Source organism: Streptomyces sp. NPDC026515, assembly GCF_055567595.1.
Window position 1 is genome coordinate 43,744 of the sequence record NZ_JBVHQD010000004.1, and the last position, 25,266, is coordinate 69,009.

The 25,266-nt window shown below is 73.3% G+C and carries 19 protein-coding genes and 3 pseudogenes; 14 read left to right on the forward strand and 8 right to left on the reverse strand.

All coding sequences use genetic code 11. The features are described 5' to 3' along the window. Positions 1 to 17: 17 nt before the first annotated feature. Together ACZ4O3_RS08675 and ACZ4O3_RS08680 are read right to left on the reverse strand one after the other, a co-directional pair. Entirely contained in the window at positions 18 to 644 is a 627-nt protein-coding gene (locus tag ACZ4O3_RS08675; RefSeq protein ID WP_384990046.1) for a DedA family protein, read from the reverse strand. 8 nt (positions 645 to 652) lie between these two features. Beyond that, on the reverse strand, positions 653 to 1,426 hold the full coding sequence (locus ACZ4O3_RS08680) for an MBL fold metallo-hydrolase (protein ID WP_467721705.1): 774 nt from the start codon (positions 1,424 to 1,426) through the stop codon (positions 653 to 655). A gap of 96 nt (positions 1,427 to 1,522) precedes the next feature. On the opposite strand from ACZ4O3_RS08680, the gene ACZ4O3_RS08685 reads away from it, so the two are divergent. The 6 genes from ACZ4O3_RS08685 (at position 1,523) to dnaK (ending at position 9,620) form a co-directional block, all read left to right on the forward strand. Continuing rightward, positions 1,523 to 1,954, forward strand: coding sequence for a hypothetical protein (locus tag ACZ4O3_RS08685; protein WP_362726817.1), 432 nt, complete (start codon positions 1,523 to 1,525; stop codon positions 1,952 to 1,954). 131 nt (positions 1,955 to 2,085) lie between these two features. Next, entirely contained in the window at positions 2,086 to 4,086 is a 2,001-nt protein-coding gene (locus tag ACZ4O3_RS08690) for an alkaline phosphatase family protein (RefSeq protein WP_362726820.1), read from the forward strand. Positions 4,087 to 4,270: 184 nt separating this feature from the next. Then, positions 4,271 to 5,332 (forward strand): ATP-binding protein, encoded by a 1,062-nt coding sequence (locus tag ACZ4O3_RS08695; protein ID WP_362726814.1) that lies wholly within the window; start codon positions 4,271 to 4,273, stop codon positions 5,330 to 5,332. Continuing rightward, complete coding sequence (locus ACZ4O3_RS08700; RefSeq protein ID WP_467721706.1) at positions 5,329 to 7,140, forward strand: vWA domain-containing protein; 1,812 nt, start codon at positions 5,329 to 5,331, stop codon at positions 7,138 to 7,140. Before ACZ4O3_RS08695 ends, ACZ4O3_RS08700 begins: the two co-directional genes overlap by 4 nt. Positions 7,141 to 7,209: 69 nt before the next feature. Next, positions 7,210 to 7,635: an OsmC family protein gene (locus ACZ4O3_RS08705; protein WP_362720200.1), complete on the forward strand. Its 426-nt coding sequence runs from the start codon at positions 7,210 to 7,212 to the stop codon at positions 7,633 to 7,635. Between the two features lie 137 nt (positions 7,636 to 7,772). Further along, positions 7,773 to 9,620 (forward strand): molecular chaperone DnaK, encoded by a 1,848-nt coding sequence (dnaK, locus tag ACZ4O3_RS08710; protein WP_362720197.1) that lies wholly within the window; start codon positions 7,773 to 7,775, stop codon positions 9,618 to 9,620. A gap of 268 nt (positions 9,621 to 9,888) precedes the next feature. On the opposite strand, the gene ACZ4O3_RS08715 is transcribed toward dnaK, so the two are convergent. The 6 genes and pseudogenes from ACZ4O3_RS08715 to ACZ4O3_RS08740 form a co-directional block, all read right to left on the reverse strand. Continuing rightward, complete coding sequence (locus ACZ4O3_RS08715) at positions 9,889 to 10,014, reverse strand: respiratory nitrate reductase subunit gamma (RefSeq protein WP_467721707.1); 126 nt, start codon at positions 10,012 to 10,014, stop codon at positions 9,889 to 9,891. Beyond that, positions 10,011 to 10,505, reverse strand: coding sequence for a nitrate reductase molybdenum cofactor assembly chaperone (gene narJ, locus ACZ4O3_RS08720; RefSeq protein ID WP_362720194.1), 495 nt, complete (start codon positions 10,503 to 10,505; stop codon positions 10,011 to 10,013). Before narJ ends, ACZ4O3_RS08715 begins: the two co-directional genes overlap by 4 nt. Continuing rightward, positions 10,505 to 10,945 (reverse strand): annotated as a pseudogene (gene narY / locus ACZ4O3_RS08725) (nitrate reductase subunit beta); the annotation flags it as partial. The gene narJ and the pseudogene narY, both read right to left, overlap by 1 nt. Positions 10,946 to 11,264: 319 nt before the next feature. Beyond that, positions 11,265 to 11,968: pseudogene (locus tag ACZ4O3_RS08730) on the reverse strand (SAM-dependent methyltransferase). Between the two features lie 12 nt (positions 11,969 to 11,980). Then, complete coding sequence (locus tag ACZ4O3_RS08735; RefSeq protein ID WP_467721708.1) at positions 11,981 to 12,844, reverse strand: helix-turn-helix domain-containing protein; 864 nt, start codon at positions 12,842 to 12,844, stop codon at positions 11,981 to 11,983. Between the two features lie 86 nt (positions 12,845 to 12,930). Next, positions 12,931 to 13,761, reverse strand: a complete 831-nt coding sequence (locus tag ACZ4O3_RS08740; protein WP_362720188.1) for a helix-turn-helix domain-containing protein — start codon at positions 13,759 to 13,761, stop codon at positions 12,931 to 12,933. Between the two features lie 128 nt (positions 13,762 to 13,889). Between ACZ4O3_RS08740 and ACZ4O3_RS08745 the strand changes: the two genes are divergently transcribed. From ACZ4O3_RS08745 to ACZ4O3_RS08780, 8 genes and pseudogenes are all read left to right on the forward strand, one after another. Then, positions 13,890 to 14,195 carry a 4a-hydroxytetrahydrobiopterin dehydratase gene (locus tag ACZ4O3_RS08745; protein WP_362720186.1) on the forward strand — a complete coding sequence of 102 codons (306 nt, stop codon included), beginning with the start codon at positions 13,890 to 13,892 and terminating at the stop codon, positions 14,193 to 14,195. Positions 14,196 to 14,483: 288 nt separating this feature from the next. Then, positions 14,484 to 15,188 (forward strand): ferritin-like domain-containing protein, encoded by a 705-nt coding sequence (locus ACZ4O3_RS08750; protein WP_467721709.1) that lies wholly within the window; start codon positions 14,484 to 14,486, stop codon positions 15,186 to 15,188. Between the two features lie 72 nt (positions 15,189 to 15,260). Next, the gene (locus ACZ4O3_RS08755; RefSeq protein WP_467721710.1) at positions 15,261 to 16,469 is read left to right on the forward strand and encodes a cysteine desulfurase family protein; all 1,209 of its coding nucleotides are present in this window, start codon (positions 15,261 to 15,263) and stop codon (positions 16,467 to 16,469) included. Positions 16,470 to 16,538: 69 nt separating this feature from the next. Beyond that, positions 16,539 to 19,763, forward strand: a pseudogene (gene fdh, locus ACZ4O3_RS08760) (formate dehydrogenase); the annotation flags it as partial. Between the two features lie 86 nt (positions 19,764 to 19,849). Further along, positions 19,850 to 20,878: a 4Fe-4S dicluster domain-containing protein gene (locus ACZ4O3_RS08765; RefSeq protein WP_362727026.1), complete on the forward strand. Its 1,029-nt coding sequence runs from the start codon at positions 19,850 to 19,852 to the stop codon at positions 20,876 to 20,878. Then, complete coding sequence (nrfD, locus tag ACZ4O3_RS08770; RefSeq protein ID WP_467721711.1) at positions 20,875 to 21,876, forward strand: NrfD/PsrC family molybdoenzyme membrane anchor subunit; 1,002 nt, start codon at positions 20,875 to 20,877, stop codon at positions 21,874 to 21,876. Before ACZ4O3_RS08765 ends, nrfD begins: the two co-directional genes overlap by 4 nt. Positions 21,877 to 22,113: 237 nt before the next feature. Further along, positions 22,114 to 23,469, forward strand: a complete 1,356-nt coding sequence (selA, locus tag ACZ4O3_RS08775) for an L-seryl-tRNA(Sec) selenium transferase (protein ID WP_467721712.1) — start codon at positions 22,114 to 22,116, stop codon at positions 23,467 to 23,469. A gap of 3 nt (positions 23,470 to 23,472) precedes the next feature. Continuing rightward, positions 23,473 to 25,254: a SelB domain-containing protein gene (locus ACZ4O3_RS08780; protein ID WP_467721713.1), complete on the forward strand. Its 1,782-nt coding sequence runs from the start codon at positions 23,473 to 23,475 to the stop codon at positions 25,252 to 25,254. Positions 25,255 to 25,266: the final 12 nt, after the last annotated feature.

The window sequence follows — 25,266 nt, forward strand, 5'->3', positions numbered from 1 at the left end:
GCGCCCCGCACGCACCGTCACGCGGCGGGCCGGACCCGCCGCCACAGACTCGGAGCCACACTGATGATCACGGTCAGCGCGACCGCCAGCACAACCCCCTCCCACGGCTCCGGGAACAACGACCCGCCCAGGATCCCGATCAGCTGATAGGTCGCCGCCCAGGCCACACAGGCCGGCGCGTTGCCCCGCGCGAACCGCCGCAGCGGCCACTCCGCCAGCAGACACGCCAGCATCACCGGTATCCGCCCGGCCGGCACCAGGCGCGACAGCACCAGCACCAGCACGCCGTGCTCGGACAACTTCGCCTGCGCCTGCTCCAGCCGGTCCTCCGGTGCCCGCGACCGGATCGCCGCCAGCCATCGCGACCCGTTCTTCGACCTCATCCCGCGCCGCCCCAGCCAGTACAGCGCGGCATCCCCGAGGAAGGCGGCGAGTGACGCCGTCACCAGCACCAGTGCCAGCGCGAACGGCGCCGTCTGGTGAAAGGCCACCACCGCCGCCGAGCTCACCAGCGCCCCCGTCGGCACCACCGGCACCAGCGCCCCGATCAGGACCAGCAGGAACAGCGTCGGATAGCCGATCGCCTGCTGCGCGGACTCGGTCGACGAGGTGGCCGCCGTGGCACCGGCGGCGGTCACCACCATCAGCAGTCTCACCGTGCGGCCTCCAGTCGCACGCCCTCCCCGTGACCGAGCTTGTGCACCGTCACCCGTGGCGCGTACTCCGCCGCGAGGCGCACGAACTCGTCGCCCGGTGCGTGGAACTCGTGCGGGCGCACCCCGTCCATACCGATCGGCCAGTACGTCCCGTAGTGCACCGGCACCGCACTGCGCGGCTCCAGCAGGGCCAGCGCCCGCGCCGCCCGTCCGGCGTCGAGATGCCCCTCCCCGAGGTGGGGCCCCCAGCCGCCGACCGGCAGCAGGGCCACGTCCACCGGACCGACCGCCTCGGCCATCTCGTCGAACAGCCCGGTGTCCCCGGCGAAGTACGTCCGTGCCGCGCCCTCGACGACATATCCGAGGGCGGGGGAGCGGTGCGGGCCGACCGGCAGCCGGCGCCCGTCGTGACGTGCGGGCACGACGCGTACGACCAGCGGGCCGACGGATATCTCGTCCCCGACGCCGACCTCGGTGATCCGCAGCTGCCGGAGCCGGCGGAGCGCGGGCACCGCGCGTGGTGCGCCCCGGGGCACGAGCAGGCGCGTGCCCGGGGCGAGCCCGGTCAGCGAGGGCACGTGCAGGTGGTCGGCGTGCAGGTGGGAGACGAGCGCGAGGTCCGCACGACGGGCCTCGGGCGGCGGCGGCGCACCCCGGCGGCGGCGCAGGTGCGCGAGCCGGCGCGCGAACAGAGGATCGGTGAGCAGGCGTACGCCCGAATCCTCGATCGTGCAGGTGGCGTGACCCCACCAGGTGATCTCCACCGGCACCTCTTTGCCTCCTTCGCGCGACTCCCCGAAGCCTACGTGCAGGAGTAGGGTCGGCGGCGAAACCCGGAGGTGAGGCCGGAGGTGAGGGGGGATGCCATGGGACAGGCGCGGGGTGCCTGGGGCGGGCTCGCGCCGGTGCGGGTGACCGCCATCGCGAGTCTGACGCCCCTGGAGGAACTGGAGATCGACCCTTTCCTGGTCGACTCCCGCAGCCAGCACGCCATGTGCGCGCGCTGGGCCGTGGAGCACGGGTACGTCATCGCGCGGGAACTGCTGGTCCGGGGGCTGCGCCACGACCACAGCGCCCTGTGGGCGGGTGTCCGGCCCGGCCTCGACGTCTTCGTCGCGCCGAGCAGACGGGTGCTGGAGAGCGCGCTGTCCTCGGTCGAGGACTTCACGGCGGAATGCGCGAGACGCGGGGTGCGGGTGGAGACGGTGGGGCGGGCCGAGCCCTGCTACGACGCCCAGATGAAGGCGCGGGTCCACCGGAGACTGTCGATGCCGACGGCAGGGTACGACGGGAGGTGAGCCCGCTCGCGCCCACGGCCGTGTGACAGGGTTGGCGGCAGCAGACCCGCTGCCGAGGCGGGTCGCGGACGTGAGGTCGGTGGGGCGTGCGGTGGCGGCGGGTCGTCAGTCAGATCGGGCGGAGCGTCGTGGTGTGGGCGGTGTCCACCCTGACCATGCTGGTCCTCGCCGGGATCCTGCCCGACTTCCAGCTCCAGTCCGCCGACGGTGACAGTGCCACCCGCATCGCGGTGACCGCGGCCCTCGGCGCCGGTGCCTTCGGTGTGCTGTCGGCCGTCGTATGGCCCCTTCTCGTACGTCTCCTGCTGCTGGTGCCCGCCCTCGTCCTCGGCCTGCTGGTCTTCTTCCTCAACGGCTCCCTCCTGCTGGTCGCCCTGCGCATCAACCCCTCGGGGCAGAGCGAGGCCGCCCCGGAGACCGCCGTCATCGTGGCCGCCGTGATGTCCGCCGTCGCCTCCGCGACCGGCGGTGCCCTCGCCGTCCGCGACGACGACGCCTACCGCAGCCGGCTCTCCCGGCTGGCCACCCGGCGCCGCGGATCCCGCCCGCCCTGCGCGGCCACCCCCGGCACCCTCTTCCTCCAGTTCGACGGTGTCGGCCACGACGTCCTCACCGCCGCCGTCGCCAAGGGACTGATGCCCACGACGGCGGGATGGCTGGACTCCACCCACCGGCTCACCCCCTGGCGCACCGACTGGTCCAGCCAGACCGGCGCCAGCCAGCTGGGCATCCTGCACGGCTCCACCTTCGACGTCCCGGCCTTCCGCTGGTACGAGAAGGACAGCCGGGAGGTGATGGTCTGCAACCGGCCGACCAGCGCCGCCGAACTCCAGCGCCGTGCCGTCGAGCACACGGCCGACGGGGGCCTGCTCACCCTGGACGGCGCCAGCCGCGGCAACCTCTTCAGCGGCGGCGCCGACGAACAGGCCCTCGTGCTGTCCATAGCCACCCGGCGCCGCGGACGGGAGAACCGTTCCCGCGCCGGGTACTTCGCCTACTTCTCCGACCCGGCCAACGCGGTCCGCACCGCGCTCTCCTTCTTCGCCGAGGCCGGCCGTGAGATCGGCCAGTCCGTCACGGCCCGGATGCGCAAGCAGCGGCCGCGCGTCGGACGCGGCGGTCTCTACCCCTTCGTGCGCGCCTTCGCCACCGTCGTCGAACGCGATGTCGTCGTCGCCGCGGTCATGGGCGACCTGCTCGCCGGCCGCACCGCCGTCTACGCCGACCTCGTCGCCTACGACGAGGTCGCCCACCACTCGGGCCCGCACAGCCGCGACGCCGAGAAGGTGCTGCAACGCCTGGACCGGGCTCTCGCGCTGATCGGGAAGGTCGCCGAGCACGCTCCCCGGCCCTACCGGATCGTCGTTCTCTCCGACCACGGGCAGAGCCCCGGCGAGACCTTCCGCTCCCGGTACGGCCTCACCCTCGGCGACCTGGTCCGGGCCGGCTGCGGACTGCACGTGCCGCGCCGGGCCGAGCGGACGCACAGCGGGGCCGAGGCCCGGGCCGCCGTCCGCGCGGCGCTGCGCAGGCCGGTCGAGGAGGGCGGCGAGAAGCACCGGCCGGCCCGGGGCTCCGAACCGGTCGTGCTCGCCTCCGGCAACCTCGGCCTGGTCTCCTTCCCGGACGTGCCGCACCGCATGACCAAGGAGGAGATCGACGCCCGGTACCCGGCGTTGCTCACCACCCTCGCCAACCATCCCGGTGTCGGGTTCCTGCTGGTGCGCAGCGAGGAGCACGGCGGGGTGGTGCTCGGGGCGTACGGCGCGGAGATACCGCTGGACCGGCTCGACGGGCATCCGGGGCCGCTGGCCGCCTTCGGAGCGGGCACGGCGGACGCGGTGCGGCGGACGCACTCCTTCCCGCACACCGCCGACATCATGGTGAACTCGTGGTACGACCCGGAGGGCGGCGAGGTCCTCGCCTTCGAGGAGCAGATCGGGTCGCACGGGGGCCTGGGGGGCGCGCAGGGCAGGCCGTTCCTGTTGTCGCCGGTCTGCGTCTCCCAACCGGTGGCGGAGGGCGAGGAACTGGTGGGGGCCGAGGCGGTGCACGGGGTGCTGAGGCGGTGGCTGCGGGAGGCGGACGGGCCGCAGGTGCCGGTGCCTGCCGGCGAGGAGACGGCCGCGTAGTTCGTTCACTGCGGGCCAGTGGGGGCTGTTCGCGCCCACGCGGCGGGGCCGTATATCGGCACAGCCCCGCGTCCCTGGCGCGGCGCTTCAGCCCGGCCCCGGATAAATCGGCTGCGTTCCGCTCGGCCCCGGCTCACACTGTTCGAGTCGCGAACCTCTCGAACACCCCCCAAGGAGACGCCTCTTGCAGGCTGCCGTCGCCGTCACCCCCGCCCGTATCCCCGAGCTGCTCCTCGGCCTCGCCACCGTGCGGCCCGTGTTCATCTGGGGGGCGCCCGGGATCGGGAAGTCCTCGCTGGTGCGGGCGTTCGCCGAGTCGCTGGGGCTGGAGTGTGTGAGCCTGCTCGGGACCCAGCTCGCTCCGGAGGATCTCATCGGCGTTCCGCAGATCCGGGACGGCCGGTCCGTCTTCTGCCCGCCCGAGGCGATCGCCCGGGACGAGCCGTACTGCCTCTTCCTCGACGAGCTGAACGCGGCCACGCCCGATGTGCAGAAGGCGTTCTACTCGCTGATCCTCGACCGCCGGATCGGCAGTTACGAGCTGCCGAAGGGGTCGATCGTCATCGGCGCCGGCAACCGGGCCACCGACAACGCCCTCGCCCGGCCCATCGCCTCCGCGCTCGTCAACCGGCTGGCCCACGTCCACCTGGAGGCCTCGGCCCACGACTGGCTCGCCTGGGCCGCGGGCAACGGCATCCACCCGTGGGTCCTGGACCACCTCACCGACCGGACCGACCACCTGTGGTCCAGGCCGCCGAAGACCGAGGAGCCGTTCTCCACCCCGCGCTCCTGGCACATGCTCTCCGACGCCCTGCACTCCTTCGGGCGCGACCTCGACGAGGAGACCCTGAAGGTCCTGGCGCACGGCATGCTCACCCCGGCCCACGCGACCGCCTTCTGCGGCTACGTCAAGATCGTGCGCAGCCGGTTCGGCATCGAGGCGATCCTCCGGGGCGACGCCGGCTGGCCGCACCGGATCGAGGACCGCGACCTGCTGTACTACCTCGCCGAGTCGTTCCGCGGGCGGCTGGTCAAGGAACTGCCCGCCGCCAAGGAGCACATGTCGGCGAACGGCCGGCAGACCGCGTACCGCGCCAAGTCGCTGCTCGTGCAGCTCGCCGAGATCTCCGTCGAGGTCGCCCAGACCGTCATCGCCTCCGACGCCGAAGGCAACCCCGTACTGCCCTCCTGGTTCCTGATCGAGGCCGCCCGGGACATGCCCCGGCTGGTGGAGGCCCGACGATGAGCCCCAGCGGGCGCAAGGACCAGAAGAAGGCACCGAAGAAGGACCCGGCCGCGGAGAACTTCGCGGCCGGCGTCGAGCTGCTGCGCGCCAACCCGGCGCTGCGGGCGGTCGAGTTCACCCTCTGCCGGCACGAGAAGTGCGAACTGGCGCCCCACGAGGGGCTGGTACGGGCCGACTCCGACGGCGTTCTGCACGCCCACGCCACCCGGCGCGCCGAACCGGCCGAGTGGGCCTGGGCGTTGGCCCACTGCACGATCCATCTCGGCTTCGGTCACCTGCCCGCCGCCACCGGGACACGCACCGAGCCCGACCAGTACGACCTCGCCGCCCGCTGCACCGTCGTCAACCGCTTCCTGGCCACCTTCCCGGTCGGCGAGGCACCGGACCACCTGCCCGCGTCCTACCCGGAGGGCGACGAGGACCGGCTGGCCGCCGGCTGGCGCCGCGTCGGCAGCGTCCCGGCCGCCTACGAGCGTGGCGGCACCAGCGGCGGCGAACCCGACCAGCTGCTCCTGACCTGGAACAAGTGGGCCGGCCAGGTCCCCGACTGGCAGGTCGCGTTCGCGCACGCGCTGACCCGGACCATGTCCCGGGCGATGGACCTGGCCGGTGGCCGCCGTGCCTCCATGACCGGGCCGCCGACCCCGCTGCGCCCCTGGGAACGGGCGCTCAGCTGGTTCGTCTCCTCCTATCCGCTGCTCGGCGGGATCGCGGCCGGCATCAAGCTGGTCGCCGACGCCGAACTCGCCCGCGCCCACGACATCGCGGTGGCCGCCGTCAACCCGGAGGCCGGCGAGATCTACGTCAACCCGCTGCGCACCCTGGACGACGAGGAGTGGCGGTTCGTCCTCGCCCACGAGATGCTGCACGCGGCCCTGCGCCACGGCGACCGACTCGGCGGCCGCGATCCCTACCTCTTCAACGTCGCCTGCGACTACGTCGTCAACGGCTGGCTGGTCGAGATGCGCGTCGGCACCATGCCCGAAGGACTGCTGCACGACCCTGAGTTGAAGGACCTCTCGGCGGAGGAGGTGTACGACCGGATCGCCGTCGACCTGCGCCGGATGCGGCGCCTGGCCACTCTGCGCGGCAAGGGGCGCGGCGATGTCCTGGGCGCGCCGCTCGGGCCGCCCGGCGTCTCGGTCGACCTCGACGAGTTCTACCGCCGGGGCCTCGGCCAGGGTCTCGACCTGCACCGGGCGCAGGAGCGCGGGGTCCTGCCCGGCGGCCTGGTCGAGGAGATCCGCGCCCTGAGCCATCCGCCGCTGCCCTGGGACGCCCGACTGGCCCGCTGGTTCGACGAGTTCGTGCCCCGGCCGGAAGTCGTACGGTCGTACGCGCGGCCCTCCCGCCGGCAGTCGTCCACCCCGGACATCCCGCGTGCCGGCCGCTGGTTCCCGCCCGAGGAGGTCGCCCGCTGCACCTTCGGCGTGGTCCTGGACACTTCCGGCTCCATGGACCGCACCCTGCTCGGCAAGGCACTCGGCGCGATCGCCTCCTACGCCGAGGCCCGTGACGTACCGGCGGCCCGGGTGGTGTTCTGCGACGCCGCCCCGCACGACGCCGGGTACCTGCCGACGACCGAGATCGCCGGAAGGGTACGGGTGCACGGCCGCGGCGGCACCGTCCTGCAGCCCGGGATCGACCTGTTGCAGCGCGCGGACGACTTCCCGCCGGCCGCACCGGTGCTGGTGATCACCGACGGCTGGTGCGACGTGCTGCGGGTGCGGCGCGAGCACGCCTACCTCGTCCCCGACGGCCGTCGCCTGCCGTTCACCCCCCGTGGGCCGGTCTTCCGCGTGCGGTGAGCCGGGATGTGATCGGATGGGAGTGAGCGAAACCGGTTCACTCGCCTTCGTACGCCGAAAGGAACAACCATGGCCGTCACGCGCATCGCGCACACCGTGTGGGAGGGCAACCTCCTCGAGGGCAACGGTGTCATCAGCTTCGACTCCTCCGGTATCGGCGAGCAGCCGGTCACGTGGGCCTCGCGCTCCCAGGAGTCCAACGGCAAGACCAGCCCCGAGGAGCTGATCGCGGCCGCCCACTCCAGCTGCTTCTCCATGGCCCTCTCGCACGCGCTGGCCGGCGCCGGCACCCCGCCCACCAGGCTGGAGACCAAGGCCGACGTCTCCTTCCAGCCGGGTGAGGGCATCACCGGGATCCACCTGACCGTCGTGGGCACGGTGCCCGGCCTGGACGAGGCCGGTTTCGAGGCCGCCGCCGAGGACGCCAAGAAGAACTGCCCGGTCAGCCAGGCCCTGGCCGGCACCACCATCACCCTGGACGCGAAGCTCGCCTGACCGTCCTTCCTCCTTCGGACGCCGCGTCCCCGCCACGGGGCGCGGCTTCGTCGTTCACGGCGCACCCGGCATTGACAACCGCTCGCTGTTGGTTTTGTGCTGGATTCGGGGAAGTGGCCGGGCGGAAGGGGACGGACATGGCACGTGCGGTCGGGATCGACCTCGGTACGACGAACTCGGTGGTGGCCGTCCTGGAGGGTGGTGAGCCCACCGTCGTCGCCAACGCCGAGGGGGCGCGCACCACCCCGTCGGTGGTGGCCTTCGCGAAGAACGGCGAGGTGCTGGTCGGCGAGGTCGCCAAGCGGCAGGCGGTGACCAACGTGGACCGCACCGCGCGCTCGGTGAAGCGGCACATGGGCGACGGGACCTGGCGGTTCCCGGAGAGCGGGAGCGTGGACGGCACCCGGTACCGGGCCCAGGAGCTGTCGGCGCGGGTGCTGCAGAAGCTCAAGCGGGACACCGAGGCGTACCTCGGCGAGGACGTCACCGATGCCGTGATCACCGTACCCGCGTACTTCGACGACTCGCAGCGGCAGGCCACCAAGGAGGCCGGGGAGATCGCCGGCCTGAAGGTGCTGCGGATCATCAACGAGCCGACCGCCGCGGCGCTCGCCTACGGCCTCGACCGGGGCGAGGAGCAGACGGTCCTGGTCTTCGACCTCGGCGGCGGCACCTTCGACGTCTCCCTGCTCGAGATGGGCGACGGCGTGATCGAGGTCAAGGCCACCAACGGCGACACCCGCCTCGGCGGCGACGACTGGGACCAGCGGATCGTCGAGCACCTGGTGAAACGCTTCAAGGGGCAGTACGGCATCGATCTCGGCAACGACAAGATGGCCCGGCAACGCCTGCGCGAGGGCGCCGAGAAGGCGAAGACCGAGCTGTCCTCGTCCACGGAGACGTCGGTCAACCTGCCGTACATCACGGCCTCGGCGGAGGGCCCGCTGCACCTGGAGGAGAAGCTGACGCGAGCCCAGTTCCAGGAGCTGACCGCGGATCTGCTGGACCGCTGCAAGAAGCCCTTCCACCAGGCGGTCAAGGACGCGGGCGTGGAGGTGTCCGCGATCGACCACGTGATCCTGGTCGGCGGCTCGACCCGGATGCCCGCCGTCACCGACCTGGTCAGGGAACTCACCGGCAAGGACCCGCACAAGGGCGTCAATCCGGACGAGGTGGTGGCGGTCGGCGCCGCCCTGCAGGCGGGCGTGATCCGCGGTGACGTCAAGGACGTGCTGTTGCTGGACGTCACTCCGCTGTCCCTGGGCATAGAGACCAAGGGCGGCATCATGACCAAACTGATCGAGCGCAACACCACGATCCCGACCCGGCGTTCGGAGATCTTCACCACCGCCGCCGACAACCAGCCCTCGGTGGGCGTCCAGGTCTACCAGGGCGAACGCGAGATCGCCGCCTACAACAAGAAGCTCGGCGTCTTCGACCTCACCGGCCTGCCGCCGGCACCGCGTGGAGTCCCGCAGATCGAGGTCGCCTTCGACATCGACGCGAACGGGATCATGCACGTCTCGGCCAAGGACCTGGCGACCGGGCGTGAGCAGAAGATGACCGTGACCGGCGGCTCCGCCCTCGCGAAGGACGACATCGACCGCATGATGCGGGAGGCGGAGCGGTACGCCGAGGAGGACCGCAAGCGCCGCGAGGCCGCCGAGACCCGCAACCAGGCCGAGCAGCTCACCTACCAGACCGAGAAGTTCATCCGCGAGAACGAGGACCGCGTACCGCCCGACACGAGGACCGATGTGGAGTCGGCGATCAGCGGACTCAGGACCCTGCTGGACCGCGACGCCGACACCGCGGAGCTGCGCCGGGGTGTCGAGCACCTGGCGACCGTCAGCCAGCGCATGGGCCAGGCCATGTACGCGGGTGCCTCCGGCGGTTCGCCCGAGGAGCGGCGTCCGGCCGACGCCGACGAGGAAGGCGTGGTGGACGCGGAGATCGTGGACGACGCCAGGGGAGAGGCCGGCTGAGTCAGCGGCGGGTGGTCGTCTCCCGGCCCCGGCGGTCCGGGCGGGGGCCCGGTCGGCGGCGGTCCCGGCTGCGGCGGACCGGGTAGGGGAGGACGAGGTACCAGGGCGATCACGGCCGTGCCGATGACGGCGTGGATCTGGTGGAGGACCGGGACGTCCGACATGAGGGCCGTTCTCGGCCGGAGGGTGAACAGGCTGCCGTCGGCCGTCGTGGCGCGCAACACAGGATGCCGCAGTGGAGGACGGGCGAGGCGGTGTTGAGGAGCTTCTACTGGTGGATCTGGCAGGAGCGGGTCGTCCAGCCGTACGTGTCGCGGCGGTACCGCCAGGCCACGCCGGCCGGCGGCAGCGCGAACGCGACGCAGGGCAGGGCGCCCCGCAGGAGGATGCTCATGGGCGAGTTCCGGTGCCTGCGCTCGGCATGGCCGCACAGACCGCGTCCAGCACACATGCGTAAGGGGTGCCGAAGTCACCCAGCCCGCGCCGCAGTTGCTCCAGGCGGTCGCGGTGCTCGGTGAGCAGGTCCGTGTTACCGGTGCGGGCCGTGAACTCCAGGACGGCGGGCAGGAAGTCCGGCAGTTCCTCGCCGGTGAACTCCATGCCGTACGCCTCGTAGACCTCCTTGAAGCGCACCAGTGACATGCCCCGGCGGCGTGTGTCGCCGTCGTGCCACCAGCTGAGGTACAGGCTGTGCCGGTTCTTGGAGTCGAAGACCTGCACATAGTGCGCGGCCAGTTCCTGAAGCGGGGTCACCGCCGCGTGGTCGGTGAACTCCCGCAGTTGCGGCGCCGCTTCGCGCAGCAGCGGCAGCCGGGCGACGAAGTCGTCGTCCGGATAGGTGAGGCAGAGCGCCGCCGCCTGGTAGAACACCGCGTCCGTGGACATCAGGTCTCCTTCGCCTCGTCCGGGGTGTCGGCGGTCTGCCGTACGCGCGGCAGGTGGAGGTTCTCCACCGACACCAGGGGGAGCAGATTCCGGCCCGAGTCCTGGCGGAAGGGTCCGTCGCCGTCCATGCCGGGGCCGCCGCCGTGATCGAGGCCGCACCCTTCCGGGAGCGCGGACCCCTCCAGCCGGCGTGCGTCGCCGACCGCCGAGGTCGGGATCACATACCGGTCCTCGTACTTGACGATCGCCGGCAGCCGGTACATCGTCCCGATCTCCGCCGCGGTCATGCCCAGCGCGGCGGCGGTCCCCGCGTCCGGCTCCTCGCCGAGGTCGAGCAGGGTGTCGATGGCGGCGAAGAGGTCCTGGGCGTCCTCTCCGCCGTGGCCCGTCCCGGACGGCGCGTGCACCACGGGGGACAGGGGCGGGATGTACCGGACCATGACCCTGTCGTCGCTCCAGCGGTCCCGGTGGAAGGCGCCGGCCTCCCGGCCGCCGGTCTGGGCCGCACTGCGCGGCGGGTCGGGCGCGGGCGTGCCGGGGCGGAAGAACCGGGCGGCACCGAGCGGCGCCGCACCGGGCTCCCTGGGAGGTGTCTCCGTGTCGGTCACCTGCGCTCCCTCGCTCACCCGTCGCTTCGACGCTAGGGGCGGGCGTGGGAACGCACCTGTCCAGAGGATCCGAACGGGTCACCGGCCGAGCCGCGCGGGCTCACCTGTCCAGGACATCCGCACGTGTCGCCGGGCGGGACACCCGAACGGCTCAGGCCTTGCGGGCGACGGCCCCGTAGACCGGCACGACGCCCTCCTCCTGGAGGGACACGTCCTCGGGGTCCGGTCGCCAGCCGGAGACCGGGATCACCCCGGGCCCGAGCAGTTCCAGACCGTCGACGAAGCGGAGGAAGCCGGTCAGCGGGCGCGGGTGGAAGGGGGTGCCGCCACGCCGGAAGTGCGCGGCCGCCTGCGCGACGGCCCCGGGACTGAGATCGGGGGTGACCTGGGACAGGATCAGGTGGCTGCCCGGCGCGAGCGGGTCTCGGCGGCGTGGGCCAGCAGGGTGCCGGGGTCGCGGACGTCGGCGTGGACGTAGGCGGTGCTGCCCTCGGGCGTGCCGCGCAGCAGGGCCTCCGAGTGCCGCACGATCGGGTCGTTGTCCGCGTACACCACCCTCGACTCCGCCGCGACGCCCTGCACCAGCTGGTGCAGGTTCGGTTCGGTGGGGATGCCGGTGCCGATGTCCAGGAACTGCCGGGTCCCCGACTCGGCGACGGCGCGCACGGCCCGCTGCATGAACCGGCGGTTGGCACGCGCCCCGCGCAGCACCGTGCCGTCCACGGCGAGGATCCTCCGGGCGAGCTCCTCGTCCACCGGGTAGTCGTCCTTGCCGCCCAGCCACCAGTCGTACACCCGCGCCGGATGCGGCCGGCTGGTGTCGACGGCGGGGAGCGCGGGCTCGGGTGCGCTCACGGTCGCTGTTCCTCAGAGGCCGTCACGGTACTCCCGCAGCAGTTCCTCGGTGCGCTGCGCGGAGGCGGCCCGGGCCGTCATGTGGTCCAGCACCTCCAGGTGGGCGCCGACCTCGTCGCGGGAGTCCAGGTACAGGGCGCCGGTCAGGTACTCGGTGAAGACCATGTCGGGCAGCTCGGGCTCGGCGAACCGGAACAGGGTGAACGGCGCGTACGTCCCCGGGTGCGGGCCGCTCGCGAACTCGGCGATCTGCAGCGTGATCCGGTCGCGCGCGATGAAGGCGAGCAGCTTGTCGACCTGGCCGCGCATCACCTCGCAGTCGGCGCTGACCGGGCGCCGCAGCACCGTCTCGTCCATGATCACCCACAGGTGCGGCGGATCGTCCTGCTCCAGCAGCCGCTGCCGGGTCAGGCGCAGCGACACATGCCGTTCCACGGCCGCGGGGTCACCGTGGCCTATGGTGCCGGCCTCCAGCACGGCCCGCGCGTAGGCCTCGGTCTGCAACAGGCCGGGAATGAAGTGCGGTTCGTAGGAGCGGACCACCCGGGCCGCGCCCTCCAGGCTCACGTACAGACTGAACCAGTCCGGCAGCACGTCGTGGAACCGCTGCCACCAGCCCGGCTGGTTGGCCTCCTCGGCCAGCCGCACGAACGCCGCGTGCTCCTCCTCGGGCACCCCGTACGTCTCCAGCAGCACCTGGACGTAGGGGATCTTCAGCGCGACCTCGGCCATCTCCATCCGCCGCACGGTCGCCTGCGCCACCCGCAACACCCGCGCGGCCTCGTCCCGGCCGAGGCCCGCGGCCTCCCGCAGTTCCTGCAACCGCTTGCCGAGCACGACCTGCCCTACGGTGGGCGCAGCACGCCGCTCACTCACGCCACGCCTCCCCTACGCGCACAAGTACGGGGAGCAGTGTGTCACGCGATGCCGCCTCGCACATCTGGTCGAAGCAACCTCTTGAGTCAACTTGCCAACGAATGCAGGTACTTGGCGGTCGCCGGATCCGCCGGCAGGAACGTCTCGATGGCCAGTTCGGCGACCGTCACGTCCATCGGGGTGTTGAACGTCGAGATGGACGACACGAACGACAGCACCCGGCCCTCGTGCTCGATCCGCATCGGCAGCGCGAACCAGACGGCCGGTTCCGTCGGCCGCCCGTCGTCCGCGCCCGCCGGGGCCGGGTAGGCGGTGACCTCCTCGTACAACTCCCGCAGCGCGTCGCAGCGGTGCAGCGCGATCCGCCGAGCCATCTGCTCCAGCAGGTGTCCGCGCCACTCGCGCAGGTTGCGGATGCGCGGTGCCAGGCCCTCGGGGTGCAGGGTCAGCCGCATCGCGTTCGGCGCGGGCGTCAGCAGGGACTCCGGTACCCCCTCCAGCAGCATCGAGATGCCCCGGTTGGCGGCGACCACCGTGTACGTGGCGTCCACCACCAGTGCCGGGTAGGGCTCGTAGCCCTGGATCAGCCGCTGCATGCCATCGCGGAGTGCGTCCAGCGCGGGGTCCTCCAGCGGGGTCTGCGGGTAGTGCGGGGCGTAACCGGCCGCCAGGAGCAGCGCGTTGCGCTCCCGGACCGGCACGTCCAGGTGCTCGGCCAGGCGCAGCACCATCTCCTCGCTGGGGCGGGACCGGCCGGTCTCGACGAAGCTGATGTGCCGCGCGGAGGAGCCGGCACGCAGTGCCAGCTCCAGCTGGCTGACCCGCCGCCGCTCCCGCCAGGCGCGCAGCAGCGGACCGGCACCCTTCCCGTCGGGGGCGGGCGGGGAGGCGGCGGGGCCGGAGGAGGCAGCGGTCATGCCGACGACCGTAGCCGAGGAGGGTGCGGGGCAGGCGCGCCGCGCGATGCGGGTGCGCCCGCAGGGCCCGGTCGTGGCAGGCTGAACCCACGTACGCCTCCGGGCACCTGAGGGAAGGAAGCCGCATCATGGCCGTCGAACCGCTGGCGCAGCAGGAGATCGAGGACCGGCTGACCGAGCTGCCCGGCTGGTCGCTGGACGGCGACCGGCTCGCCCGCGGCTACCGTCTCGACTCGCACTTCGCAGCCGCCGCGCTCGTCCTGCACATCGCCCGGATCCAGGACGAGCTGGACCACCACTCCGACCTCACGCTCGGTTACCACACGGTCACCCTCACCGTGAACACGCACAGCGTGGGCGGTGCCGTCACCGCCCTGGACTTCGAACTCGCCCGCAGGGTTGAGGACATCGCCCCAGGCCACGGCGCACACTGAGCCATGTGCTCGACCACGACAGGGAAGCCGGTGCCTACGACGCGACGCGCGGCGGCGAAGCGCGCGCCGAGGCGGCCGCCGACGCCGTCCGCGGCCTGATCCCGGCCGCCCGGACCGTTCCGGCCGTCTCCTCGACCTCGCCTGCGGCACCGGCATCCTCACCCGGCGCCTCGCCGCCGCCCAGCTCAAGGTGCGCGCCGCCCGCACGCCGACCGGATCAGCGGCCGCTTCCACCTCGACGCTCCCGGCTGGTACCCGGACGCCGTCCAGGCCCCGTACCTCCCCGTGGTGGCCGCCGTCGTCCAGGTGATGACCTACCTGGTGGAGAACGAGCAGGCCGCCCTGGTGATCCCGGGGCGGCTGCTGGTCCAGGTCCATCCGCACTTCCGCGAGGTGCTCCAGCTGCTCGCGGTGCAGGCGGCCGACGAGGCCAGGCACGTGGAGGTCTTCACCAGGCGGGCGCTGCTGCGCGGCGGCGAGATGGGAACCTCCTCGGTGGGCGGCCGGGCCTCCCTGGCGAGCCTGCTGACCGAACCGGACTTCTCCGTCGCCTCCTTCCTGCTGTCGGTGCTCGGGGAGGGCAGCTTCCTGAACCTGCTGTCCTTCCTGGAGCGGCACGCCCCCGATCCGGTCACCCGCCGCATCAGCCGTCTGGTGCGCCAGGACGAGGCGCGGCACGTGGTGTTCGGTGTCGGGCACCTGGAGCACCGGGCCGCGGTCGACCCGCTGCTGCACGGCCGGCTGCGTGCCGCGGTGGAGCGGCGCCACGACGCCCTGACCGGCACCGCGGGACTCGACCAGGACGTCTCCGACTCCCTGGTGCTGCTCGCCGCCGGCTCCTGGGCGCCAGGGGACATCGCCCGCGGCTGGCAGGCGGTGCAGCGGCTGCGCAACGAGATGGACGAAGGACGCCGCCACCGCCTGGGACGCCTGGGCTTCCCCGACGACGAGGCGGCGGACCTGTCCGCACTGCACACCCGCAACTTCATGTGACGCTCCGGGGCGGCGCACGCACCCGCACCCGGGGCCCGGCTCCGTCCGCGACCGAACGAATGCGCAGGGACCATGACCGACACACCGGAGCCCCCGGGCCGGGGCGACGCTCCGATCTACCTGGACAACAACGCCACCACCCCCGTCGACCCCCGGGTGGTGCAGGCGATGCTCCCCTTCCTGACCGACTGCTTCGGCAACCCGTCCAGCGCACACGCCTACGCGCGGGAACCGCGCACCGCCCTGGCCCGGGCCCGGGAGCAGATCGCCGCGCTCGTCGGAGCCGACCCGCGGGAGGTCGTACTCACCGGCTCCGGATCCGAGGCGAACAACCTCGCGCTGCGCGGCGCCGTCCTCGCCTCCGCCGCCGGCAGACGGCGCGTGATCACGCAGGTCACCGAGCACCCGTCGGTGCTGGAGACCTGCCGTGCCCTGCACCGCCTGCACGGCGTGGACGTGACCTGCCTGCCCGTCGACGGGGAGGGCCTGGTCGATCCCGCCGACCTGGCCGCGACGCTCGACGAGCGGACGGCGGTGGTCTCGGTCATGGCCGCCAACAACGAGACCGGCACCCTGCAACCGGTCGCCGAACTGGCCCGGCTCGCCCACGACCACGGCGCGCTGTTCCACTGCGACGCCGCCCAGGCCGCCGGCAAGGTCCCGGTGGACGTACGGGCGCTCGGCGCCGACCTGCTGACCGTCGTGGGCCACAAGATGTACGCCCCGAAGGGCGTGGCCGCGCTGCGCGTACGGGCCGGCGTCCGCCTCGAACCTCTGGTGCACGGCGGCGGCCAGGAGGGCGGGCTCCGCGCCGGCACCGAGAACGTCGCCCTCGCCGTGGCGCTGGGCGCCGCCGCCGAACTAGCCGCCGCCGAACTCGCCGAGGGCGGTGCCCGGCGCGTCGAGGCACTCCGCGACCGCCTGCACCGGAGCCTCACCGAGGCGCTCCCCGGCCGGGTGCGCCTGAACGGGAGCGTCGTCCACCGCCTGCCCGGCACCCTGAACGTCAGCGTCGAGGGCACCACGGGCCACGACCTGCTCGCCGCCGTGCCGCAGCTCGCCGCCTCCACGGGCTCGGCATGCCACAGCGGGACGCACACGCCGTCACCGGTACTGCGCGCTATGGGCCTCGACGACCCCCGGGCACTGGCCGCCGTGCGGCTGTCGCCGGGCCGCTGGACGACACCGGCGGACGTGGACCGGGCGGCCGGGATACTGGCCGGCGCCGCACGCTCGCTCGCCACCGCGGGCCGGGCCGGGGCCGGGTCCGCGGCGCCCTGACTTGCCGCGGCCCACCCCGCGGGTAGTTTGGAGGGGAGGTCGGGGGCCCTGACGCGAAGGAGCGGGCGGATGGGCGTGAAGCGGTGGGCGGACCTGTGGCCCGTGTACCGGCAGATCACCGGAGCCGACCGGCTGGGCCGGGGCAGGGCCGTCGAGTCGAAGCGGTCCAGGAAGCTCGCGCCCCGCACCGAGGACGCCGACCGGGTCGTGCACTCGGTGTGCCCCTTCTGCGCCGTCGGCTGTGCCCAGAACGTCTACGTCCAGGACGAGCACGTCACCCAGATCGAGGGCAACCCGGACAGCCCGGTCTCCCGCGGCCGTCTGTGCCCCAAGGGCTCCTCCAGCAAGCAGCTGGTCACCGGACCGCAGCGCGAGGACAAGGTGCGCTACCGGGCCCCGTACGCCACCGAGTGGCAGGACCTGGACCTGGAGACGGCCCTCGACATGGTCGCCGACCGGGTTCTCGACGCCCGCCGCCGGGGCTGGCAGGACACCGACGAACAGGGCAACCCGCTCCGCCGCACCATGGGCTTCGCCAGTCTGGGCGGAGCGGCGCTGGACAACGAGGAGAACTACCTCATCAAGAAGCTGTTCACCGCCCTGGGCGCCCTGCAGATCGAGAACCAGGCGCGCATTTGACACTCCGCCACGGTTCCCGGTCTGGGAACCTCGCTCGGCCGTGGCGGTGCCACGGACACCCCGGAGAGCCTGACGGACGCCGACTGCATCGTCATCATGGGCTCCAACATGGCCGAGGCCCATCCGGTCGCCTTCCAGTGGGTCGTCGAGGCCAGGAAGCTCGGGGCCCGGGTGGTCCACATCGACCCCCGGTTCACCCGCACCAGCGCGCACGCCGACCAGCACGTGCGGATCAGGGTGGGCAGCGACATCGCCTTCCTCGGCGGAGTCGTCAACCACATCCTCTCCCACGACCTCCACTTCGAGGAGTACGTACGGGCCTACACCAACGCCACGTTCCTGGTCCGCGAGGACTTCCGGGACACCGAGGACCTGGACGGGCTGTTCAGCGGCTACAACCCGGAGACCGGCAAGTACGACAGCAGCAGCTGGGCGTACGAGTGCGTGGGCGGCGAGGGCGACGGCAGGCAGGGCAGCACCCTCATCTCCGCCACCCCCGCGCAGTCGGCGGGCGGCCACGAGGACCTGCCCGGTACCGCCGGCCGGATCGCCACGGACCCCACGATGCGGCACCCGCGCTGCGTGCTCCAGATCCTCAAACGGCACTTCTCCCGGTACACCCCGGAGATGGTGGAGCGGGTCTGCGGCATCCCCCGGCGGCAGTTCCTCGACGTGTGCCGCGCCTGGACCGAGAACTCCGGCCGGGAGCGCACCACTTCGCTCGTCTACAGCGTCGGCTGGACCCAGCACTCCGTCGGCGCCCAGTACATCAGGGCCGGCGCCATCGTCCAGCTGCTGCTGGGCAACATGGGGCGCCCCGGCGGAAGCATCCTGGCGCTGCGCGGTCACGCCAGCATCCAGGGCTCCACGGACATCCCGACCCTGTACAACCTGCTGCCCGGCTACCTGCCGATGCCCAACGTCACCCACACCAGCCTGACCAGGTTCGTGGACGACGTACGCCATGTGATGCGCAAGGGGTACTTCGCGAACGCCAGGACGTACATGGTCTCCCTGCTCAAGGAGTACTGGGGTGACGCGGCCACCGCGGAGAACGACTTCTGCTACGACTGGCTGCCGCGGATCAACGGCGACCACGGCACCTACCGCACCGCGATGGACATGATCGCCGGCACGGTCCACGGCTTCTTCCTGGTCGGGCAGAACCCGGCGGTGGGATCGGCCCACGGACGGCTCCAGCGGCTCGGCATCGCCAACCTGGAGTGGCTGGTCGTCCGCGACCTGGCGATGATCGAGAGCGCGACGGTGTGGAAGGACGCGCCCGAGATCGAGACGGGCGAGATCTCCACCGAGACCTGCAGGACCGAGGTGTTCTTCTTCCCCGCCGCCTCGCACGTCGAGAAGTGCGGCACGTTCACCCAGACCCAGCGCATGGTCCAGTGGCGCGACCAGGCGCTCGAACCGATCGGCGACCGCCGCTCCGACCTGTGGTTCTTCTACCACCTCGGGCGGCTCGTCCGGGAGAAGCTGGCGGGGTCCGAGGACGAACGCGACCGACCGGTCCTCGATCTGGCCTGGGACTACGCGCTGGAGCACGGGGACGAACCGTCCGCCGAGGACGTCCTGCGCCACATCAACGGCATCGACCTCACCACCGGACGGACCGTCAACTCCTACGAGGAGCTCAAGGACGACGGGACCACCGCGTGCGGCTGCTGGATCTACAGCGGCGTCTTCGCGGACGAGACGAACCAGGCCCGCCGCCGCACCTCGCGGTTCGAGCACCCGATCACGGACAACCAGTGGGCCTTCGTGTGGCCGCTCAACCGCAGGGTCCTCTACAACCGGGCGTCCGCCGACCCGGACGGACGGCCGTGGAGCGAGCGCAAGGCCCTGGTCTGGTGGGACGCGGACCGCGGTGAGTGGACCGGCAACGACGTGCCCGACTTCCAGCGCCACAAGCCGCCGCACCACCAGCCGCCGCCGCAGGCGACCGGTACGGACGCGCTGGCCGGGGACGACGCGTTCATCATGATGGGCGACGGGAAGGCGGCGCTGTTCACACCGACCGGCCTGGTCGACGGGCCGCTGCCCACCCACTACGAACCCGAAGAGTCCCCGGTGCGCAACGCCCTCTACACACAGCAGTCCAACCCGACCCGGCTCACCTACCCGCGCACCGACAACCCGTACAACCCCTCGCCCCCCGAGCCGCACACCGACGTGTTCCCGTACGTGTTCACCGCCTCCCGGTACACCGAGCACCACACGGCCGGCGCGATGAGCCGTCAGCTCCCCTGCCTCTCGGAACTCCAGCCGGGACTGACGGTGGAGGTCTCGCCGGAACTCGCCGCCGAGCGCGGGCTGCACCACATGGACTGGGCGCACGTGATCACCAGCCGGACCGCGGTGGAGGCCAAGGTGGTCGTCACCGACCGGCTGGCCCCGCTGCGGCTCGACGGCCACACGGTCCACCAGATCTGGATGCCCTACCACTGGGGCGGCCGCGGCATCACCACCGGCGACGTCGTCAACGACCTGATGGGCGTGGTGGCCGACGCCAACGTACTGATCCAGGAGAGCAAGGTGCTCACCTGCGACATCCGGCCCGGGCGGCGCCCGCGCGGCCCCGCGCTCCTCGCGTACGTCGAGGAGTACCGGCGCCGCGCGGGGATCACCACGAGGACCGGCACCAGCGAGGTGACGGCCCACGGCCACCGGACGGACGGACCGGACGAAGACGGCCGCCCGGCCACCACTGAAGGGCCGGAGGAACCCTGATGAGCGAGCACGAGAACAGCTTCTTCGGCCCGCTGGCGGACCCGGCCGGGGACGCCGGCCACCCCGAGGACCACCCGCCCCGGGTCGGTTTCTTCACCGACACCTCCGTCTGTATCGGCTGCAAGGCGTGCGAGGTGGCCTGCAAGGAGTGGAACGGTGTCCCGACGGACGGCTTCGACCTGCTCGGCATGTCCTACGACAACACCGGCTCGCTCGGCGCCAGCACCTGGCGGCACGTCGCCTTCATCGAGCAGGACCTGCGCCTCGGCGACCAGGACTCCGGCCTGGTCGGCCTGCCCACCGGACCGTCCGGGACGGAGACCACCCGCGAGGTGGTCGCGGAGGCGCTGCAGGACGCGGGCCACCGTGCCGGCGCCGAACTCGGCACGGAGCCGGTCGACCTGGGCTTCCCGAGCTTCGACCTGCCCGGCGCCGGGAGCGGCGCGGAGACCCGCACCGACTTCCGCTGGCTGATGTCGTCGGACGTGTGCAAGCACTGCACCCATGCCGGATGCCTGGACGTCTGCCCCACCGGGGCGCTCTTCCGGACCGAGTTCGGCACCGTCGTCGTCCAGCCCGACATCTGCAACGGCTGCGGCTATTGCGTCTCCGCCTGCCCCTACGGCGTCATCGACCGCCGCCCCGACGACGGCCGGGCCTGGAAGTGCACCCTGTGCTACGACCGGCTCAAGGGAGGTCTGGAACCGGCCTGCGCGAAGGCCTGCCCGACCGACTCCATCCAGTTCGGCGTCCTCGACGAACTGCGCGAGCGCGCCGACGCCCGCCTGGAACAGCTCCACGAGGCAGGCGTGCCCGAGGCCCGGCTCTACGGCCGTGACCCCGACGACGGGGTCGGCGGCGACGGCGCGTTCTTCCTGCTCCTCGACGAGCCGGAGGTCTACGGGCTGCCACCGGACCCGGTCGTCACCACCCGCGACCTGGGATCGATGTGGAAGCACGCGGCGGTTGCGGCGGGGATGATGATGGCCGCGTCCGCCTCGGTGTTCGTCAAGGCAGGCCGTCGATGACCGGACGCGGCGCGGGCGGGAAGCACCGCGGGGGCGGCGCCGGCGAGGAGCCGATGGTCCCGCGCGCGGAGTTCCGTTCCTACTACGGACGCCCGGTGCTGAAGCCGCCGGTCTGGGAGTGGAAGGTCCCCGCCTACCTCCTCGCCGGCGGCCTGTCGGCGGGCGCCGCCCTGCTGGCCGTCGGCGCCGACCTGACCGGGCGGCCCGAGACGCGCAGGTCCTGCCGGGTCGGCAGTTTCGGGGCCCTGCTCGCCAGCAGCTACTTCCTCATCGGTGACCTCGGCCGGCCACTGCGCTTCCACCACATGATGCGGGTGGCGAAGCCGAGTTCCCCGATGTCGATGGGCACCTGGATCCTGATGTCCTACGGCCCCGGCTGCTCCCTGGCCGGCATCGCCGAACTCGTGCCGAAGCCCTGGCTGGACCGAGCGGGGCTCACCACCGCCGTGAAGTGGGCCGCCCGGCTCGGCGGCGTCTCCGCGGCCGCGATCGCCCCCGCGCTCGCTTCGTACACGGCCGTGCTGCTCTCCCAGACGGCGGTGCCGGCCTGGCACGAGGCCTACCGGGAGCTGCCGTTCGTCTTCACGGGGTCCGCCGCGGCGAGCGGCGCCGGTCTGGCGATGATCTGCGCCCCGCCGGCGGAGGCGGCCCCGGCCCGCCGGCTGGCTCTCCTCGGGGCCGCGATCGAGATCGTGGCGGCCCACCGCATCGACCGCAGGCCGCAGTTCGAGACCTCGGCGTTCACCCACGGTGCCGCCCACCGGATGCGCAGGGCGTCGGAGTACCTGACCATCGGCGGGGCGTGCGCCGCCCTCACCTTCGCCCGCCGCAGCCGGGTCGCCGCCGCGCTCGGCGGCCTCGCGCTCCTGGCGGGCAGCGGGTTCCAGCGGTTCGGGACCTTCGAGGCGGGCGTCGCGTCCACGAAGGACCCGGCGTACGTGGTGAAACCACAACGCGAACGCCTCGACGCCCGCCAGGAGTCCGAGGGCGACGCCTGACCCCGTCACGATCAGCACCGGGCACCGATCCCGGCGGGGGCGTGGGCCGCTCGGGGTGCGGCGCGGTTTTTGGGCGCGGTCCGATCCGGGTCGGCGGGCCGGGTGCCGATCCTGGTGGGGGCATGAGCCGGGCAGGTCAGGGAGGGGACGCTCACGGTGCGGCGCGGGCCGCGGAAGCGGTCGCCGACCTAGCCTGGCCGGGTTGCCGTCAGCAGGGCCGGAGCGGAGGTGCACGGGATGGCGCGCGAGCAGGCGGACGCCGGGGCGCCCGTCGACGGGCGGCGCGGACTGCCGCGTACCGATGTGCTGCTGGCCGATCCCCGGCTGACCGCGGCGGCGCGGCGGCTCGGGCGGGAGCTGGTCAAGGACGTGGTCGCGGCAGTGCAGTCCCGGGCCCGGGCGGGCGAGGTACCCGTCGACGAGATCGCCGACCGTGCCGTGGCCGCCCTCCCCGCCACCGCCTGCGCCCTGCGCCCGGTCGTCAACGCCACCGGCGTACTGCTCCACACCAACCTGGGCCGGGCCGCCCTCTCGCCGGCCGCCCGGGACGCCGTACTGGCCGCGTCCGGCACCGCGGACGTCGAACTCGACCTCGTCACCGGGACCCGTTCCCGGCGGGGGCGAGCGGCACTCGACGCCCTGCTGCGCGCCGTGCCGGCCGCCGAGGCCGCCCACGTGGTCAACAACGGCGCGGCGGCGCTCGTCCTGGCCGCGACCGTGCTCGCCCAGGGCCGGGAGATCGTCGTCAGCCGGGGCGAGCTGGTGGAGATCGGGGACGGCTTCCGGCTGCCCGACCTGCTCGTCGCCACCGGCGCCCGGCTGCGCGAGGTCGGCACCACCAACCGCACCACACCCGCCGACTACGCGGCGGCCCTGGGTCCGGAGACCGGCTTCGTCCTGAAGGTCCACCCGTCCAACTTCCGGGTCACCGGTTTCACGCGGGAGACCTCCGTGGCCGAACTGGCCCCGCTCGGCGTGCCGGTGGTGGCCGACATCGGCTCCGGACTGCTCGCCCCGGAACCCGCGCTGCCGGGCGAGCCCGACGCGACGACCTGGCTGCGGGCCGGGGCGTCCCTGGTCACCGCCAGCGGCGACAAGCTGCTCGGCGGACCGCAGTGCGGGCTTGTGCTCGGCGACGCGGAACTGGTGCGGCGGCTGGTCCGGCACCCGCTGGCCCGTGCCCTGCGGGTGGACAAGCTGACCCTTGCCGCCCTGGAGGCGACCGTGCGCGGCCCCCTCCCCCCGACGGTCACCGCCCTGCGCGCCGACCCGGTACGGCTGCGGGAACGCGCCCGGGACCTCGCCGCGGGCCTGCGCGCGGACGGCTTCGACAGCCGTGCCGTCGACACCGAGGCGGTGGTCGGCGGCGGCGGCGCGCCGGGCGTGACGCTGCCGAGCGCCGCCGTCTCGCTGCCCGCCGCCTACGCGGCCCCGCTGCGCGCGACCGACCCCGCCGTCATGGGCCGCGTCGAGGACGGCCGCTGCCTGCTGGACCTGCGGGCGCTGCCGCCGGAGGCCGACGCGCTCGTGGCGCGGGCGGTGCGCCTGGCCGAGGTCCCGTCCGGGGCGGCGGGGCCGGGGACGGGGAGCTGACCCGTGCACGTCGTCGCCACCGCGGGACACGTCGACCACGGCAAGTCCGCGCTGCTGCGCGCCCTGACCGGGATGGAGCCCGACCGCTGGGCGGAGGAACGGCTCCGGGGCATGACACTGGACCTCGGGTTCGTGTGGACGCGCCTGCCCGGCGCGGGTGACATCGCCTTCGTGGACGTACCGGGGCACGAACGCCTCGTGGGCAACATGCTGGCCGGGGTCGGCCCGGTCCCCGCCGTCCTCTTCGTCGTCGCCGCCGACCAGGGCTGGCAACCGCAGTCCGAGGAGCACCTGTGCGTCCTGGACGCGCTCGGGGTACGGCACGGCGTCCTCGCCGTCACCCGCCGCGACCTGGCCGCACCGGACGCGGCCCGCGCCGGGGCGCTCGCCCGGATCGCCCGCTCGTCCCTCGGTGCCGTGCCGAGTGTGGCCGTCAGCGCGGTGACGGGTGCCGGCCTGGACGCGCTGCGCGCCGCCCTGGTCCGGATGACCGGCGGCCTGCCCGCCCCCGACCTCACCGCGGACGTACGGCTGTGGGTGGACCGGGCGTTCACGGTGCGCGGCCACGGCACGGTCGTCACCGGCACTCTCGGCGCGGGGACCGTGCGCGTCGGCGACCGGCTCCGGCTCGCCCGCGACGGGCGGACGCTGCGGGTACGCGGGCTGGAGTGCCTCAAGGAGCAGTGCCAGGAGGCCGGCGCGGTCGCGCGGGTGGCGGTCAACGTGACCGGGCCGGGCGCCGCGGACCTGCGTCGCGGGGACGCGCTGCTCACCCCGGACCGCTGGCTGATCACCGGCGTCACGGACGTACGCCTGCGCGGCGACGCGGCCCGCGACCTGCCCCGCGACCTCACGCTGCACGCGGGCTCCGCTGCGGTGCCGGTGATGGTCCGTCCGCTCGGCACGGACACCGCACGCCTGCGGCTGGCCGCACCGCTGCCGCTGCGCGTCGGCGACGTCGCGCTGCTGCGCGACCCCGGGCTGCACCGTGTCCCGGCCGGGGTCACCGTGCTCGACGTCCGCCCGCCGCGGCTTGCCCGGCGCGGTGCGGCGGCGGCCCGGGCCAGGGAACTGGGGGCGGTTGCCGAACACGCCGACGGCGCGGGAGAACTGCGCCGACGCGGTCTCATCCACCGCTCCGAGCTGCTCGCCATGGGCGTGCGGCCCCCCGTCGAACCGGTCGCGGGGGAGTGGCTGGCGGACCCGGCCCACTGGGCGGCGCTGCGCGAGCGCCTGGCCGAGGCGGTCGAGGAGTACGCCGTCCGCAACCCCCTCGAACCCGGCATGCCCCTGGAGGCGGCCCGCCGGACGCTCGCTCTGCCGGACCGCGGCCTCGTCGACGCGCTCCGGGCACACTGCCCCGCCCTGCGGTACCGCGACGGCCGGCTCTACGGCAGCCACGGCGGCCCCACCCTGCCGCCCGCGGCCGAGGCCGCGGTGGCAGCCGTACGCGCGGACCTCGCGCGTGCTCCGTTCCACGCCCCGGACGCCGGGCGGCTGCGCGAACTCGGCCTCACTCCCCAGCTGCTGGCGGCCGCCGAGGCCGCGGGAACCCTGCTGCGGATCGGCCCGGGGATCGTGCTGCTTCCGGACGCGGACGTACGGGCCGCGGCCGTCCTCGCCCGGCTGGCGCAGCCGTTCACCACCAGCCAGGCACGCCGGGCGCTGGACACCACGCGCCGGGTCGCCGTTCCGCTGCTGGAACACCTGGACCGGCACGGTCACACCGTGCGGGTGGACGCCGCGCTGCGCCGCTGCCCGGCACCGGGTCCGGACGGCCGGTGACGGGGCCCGAAC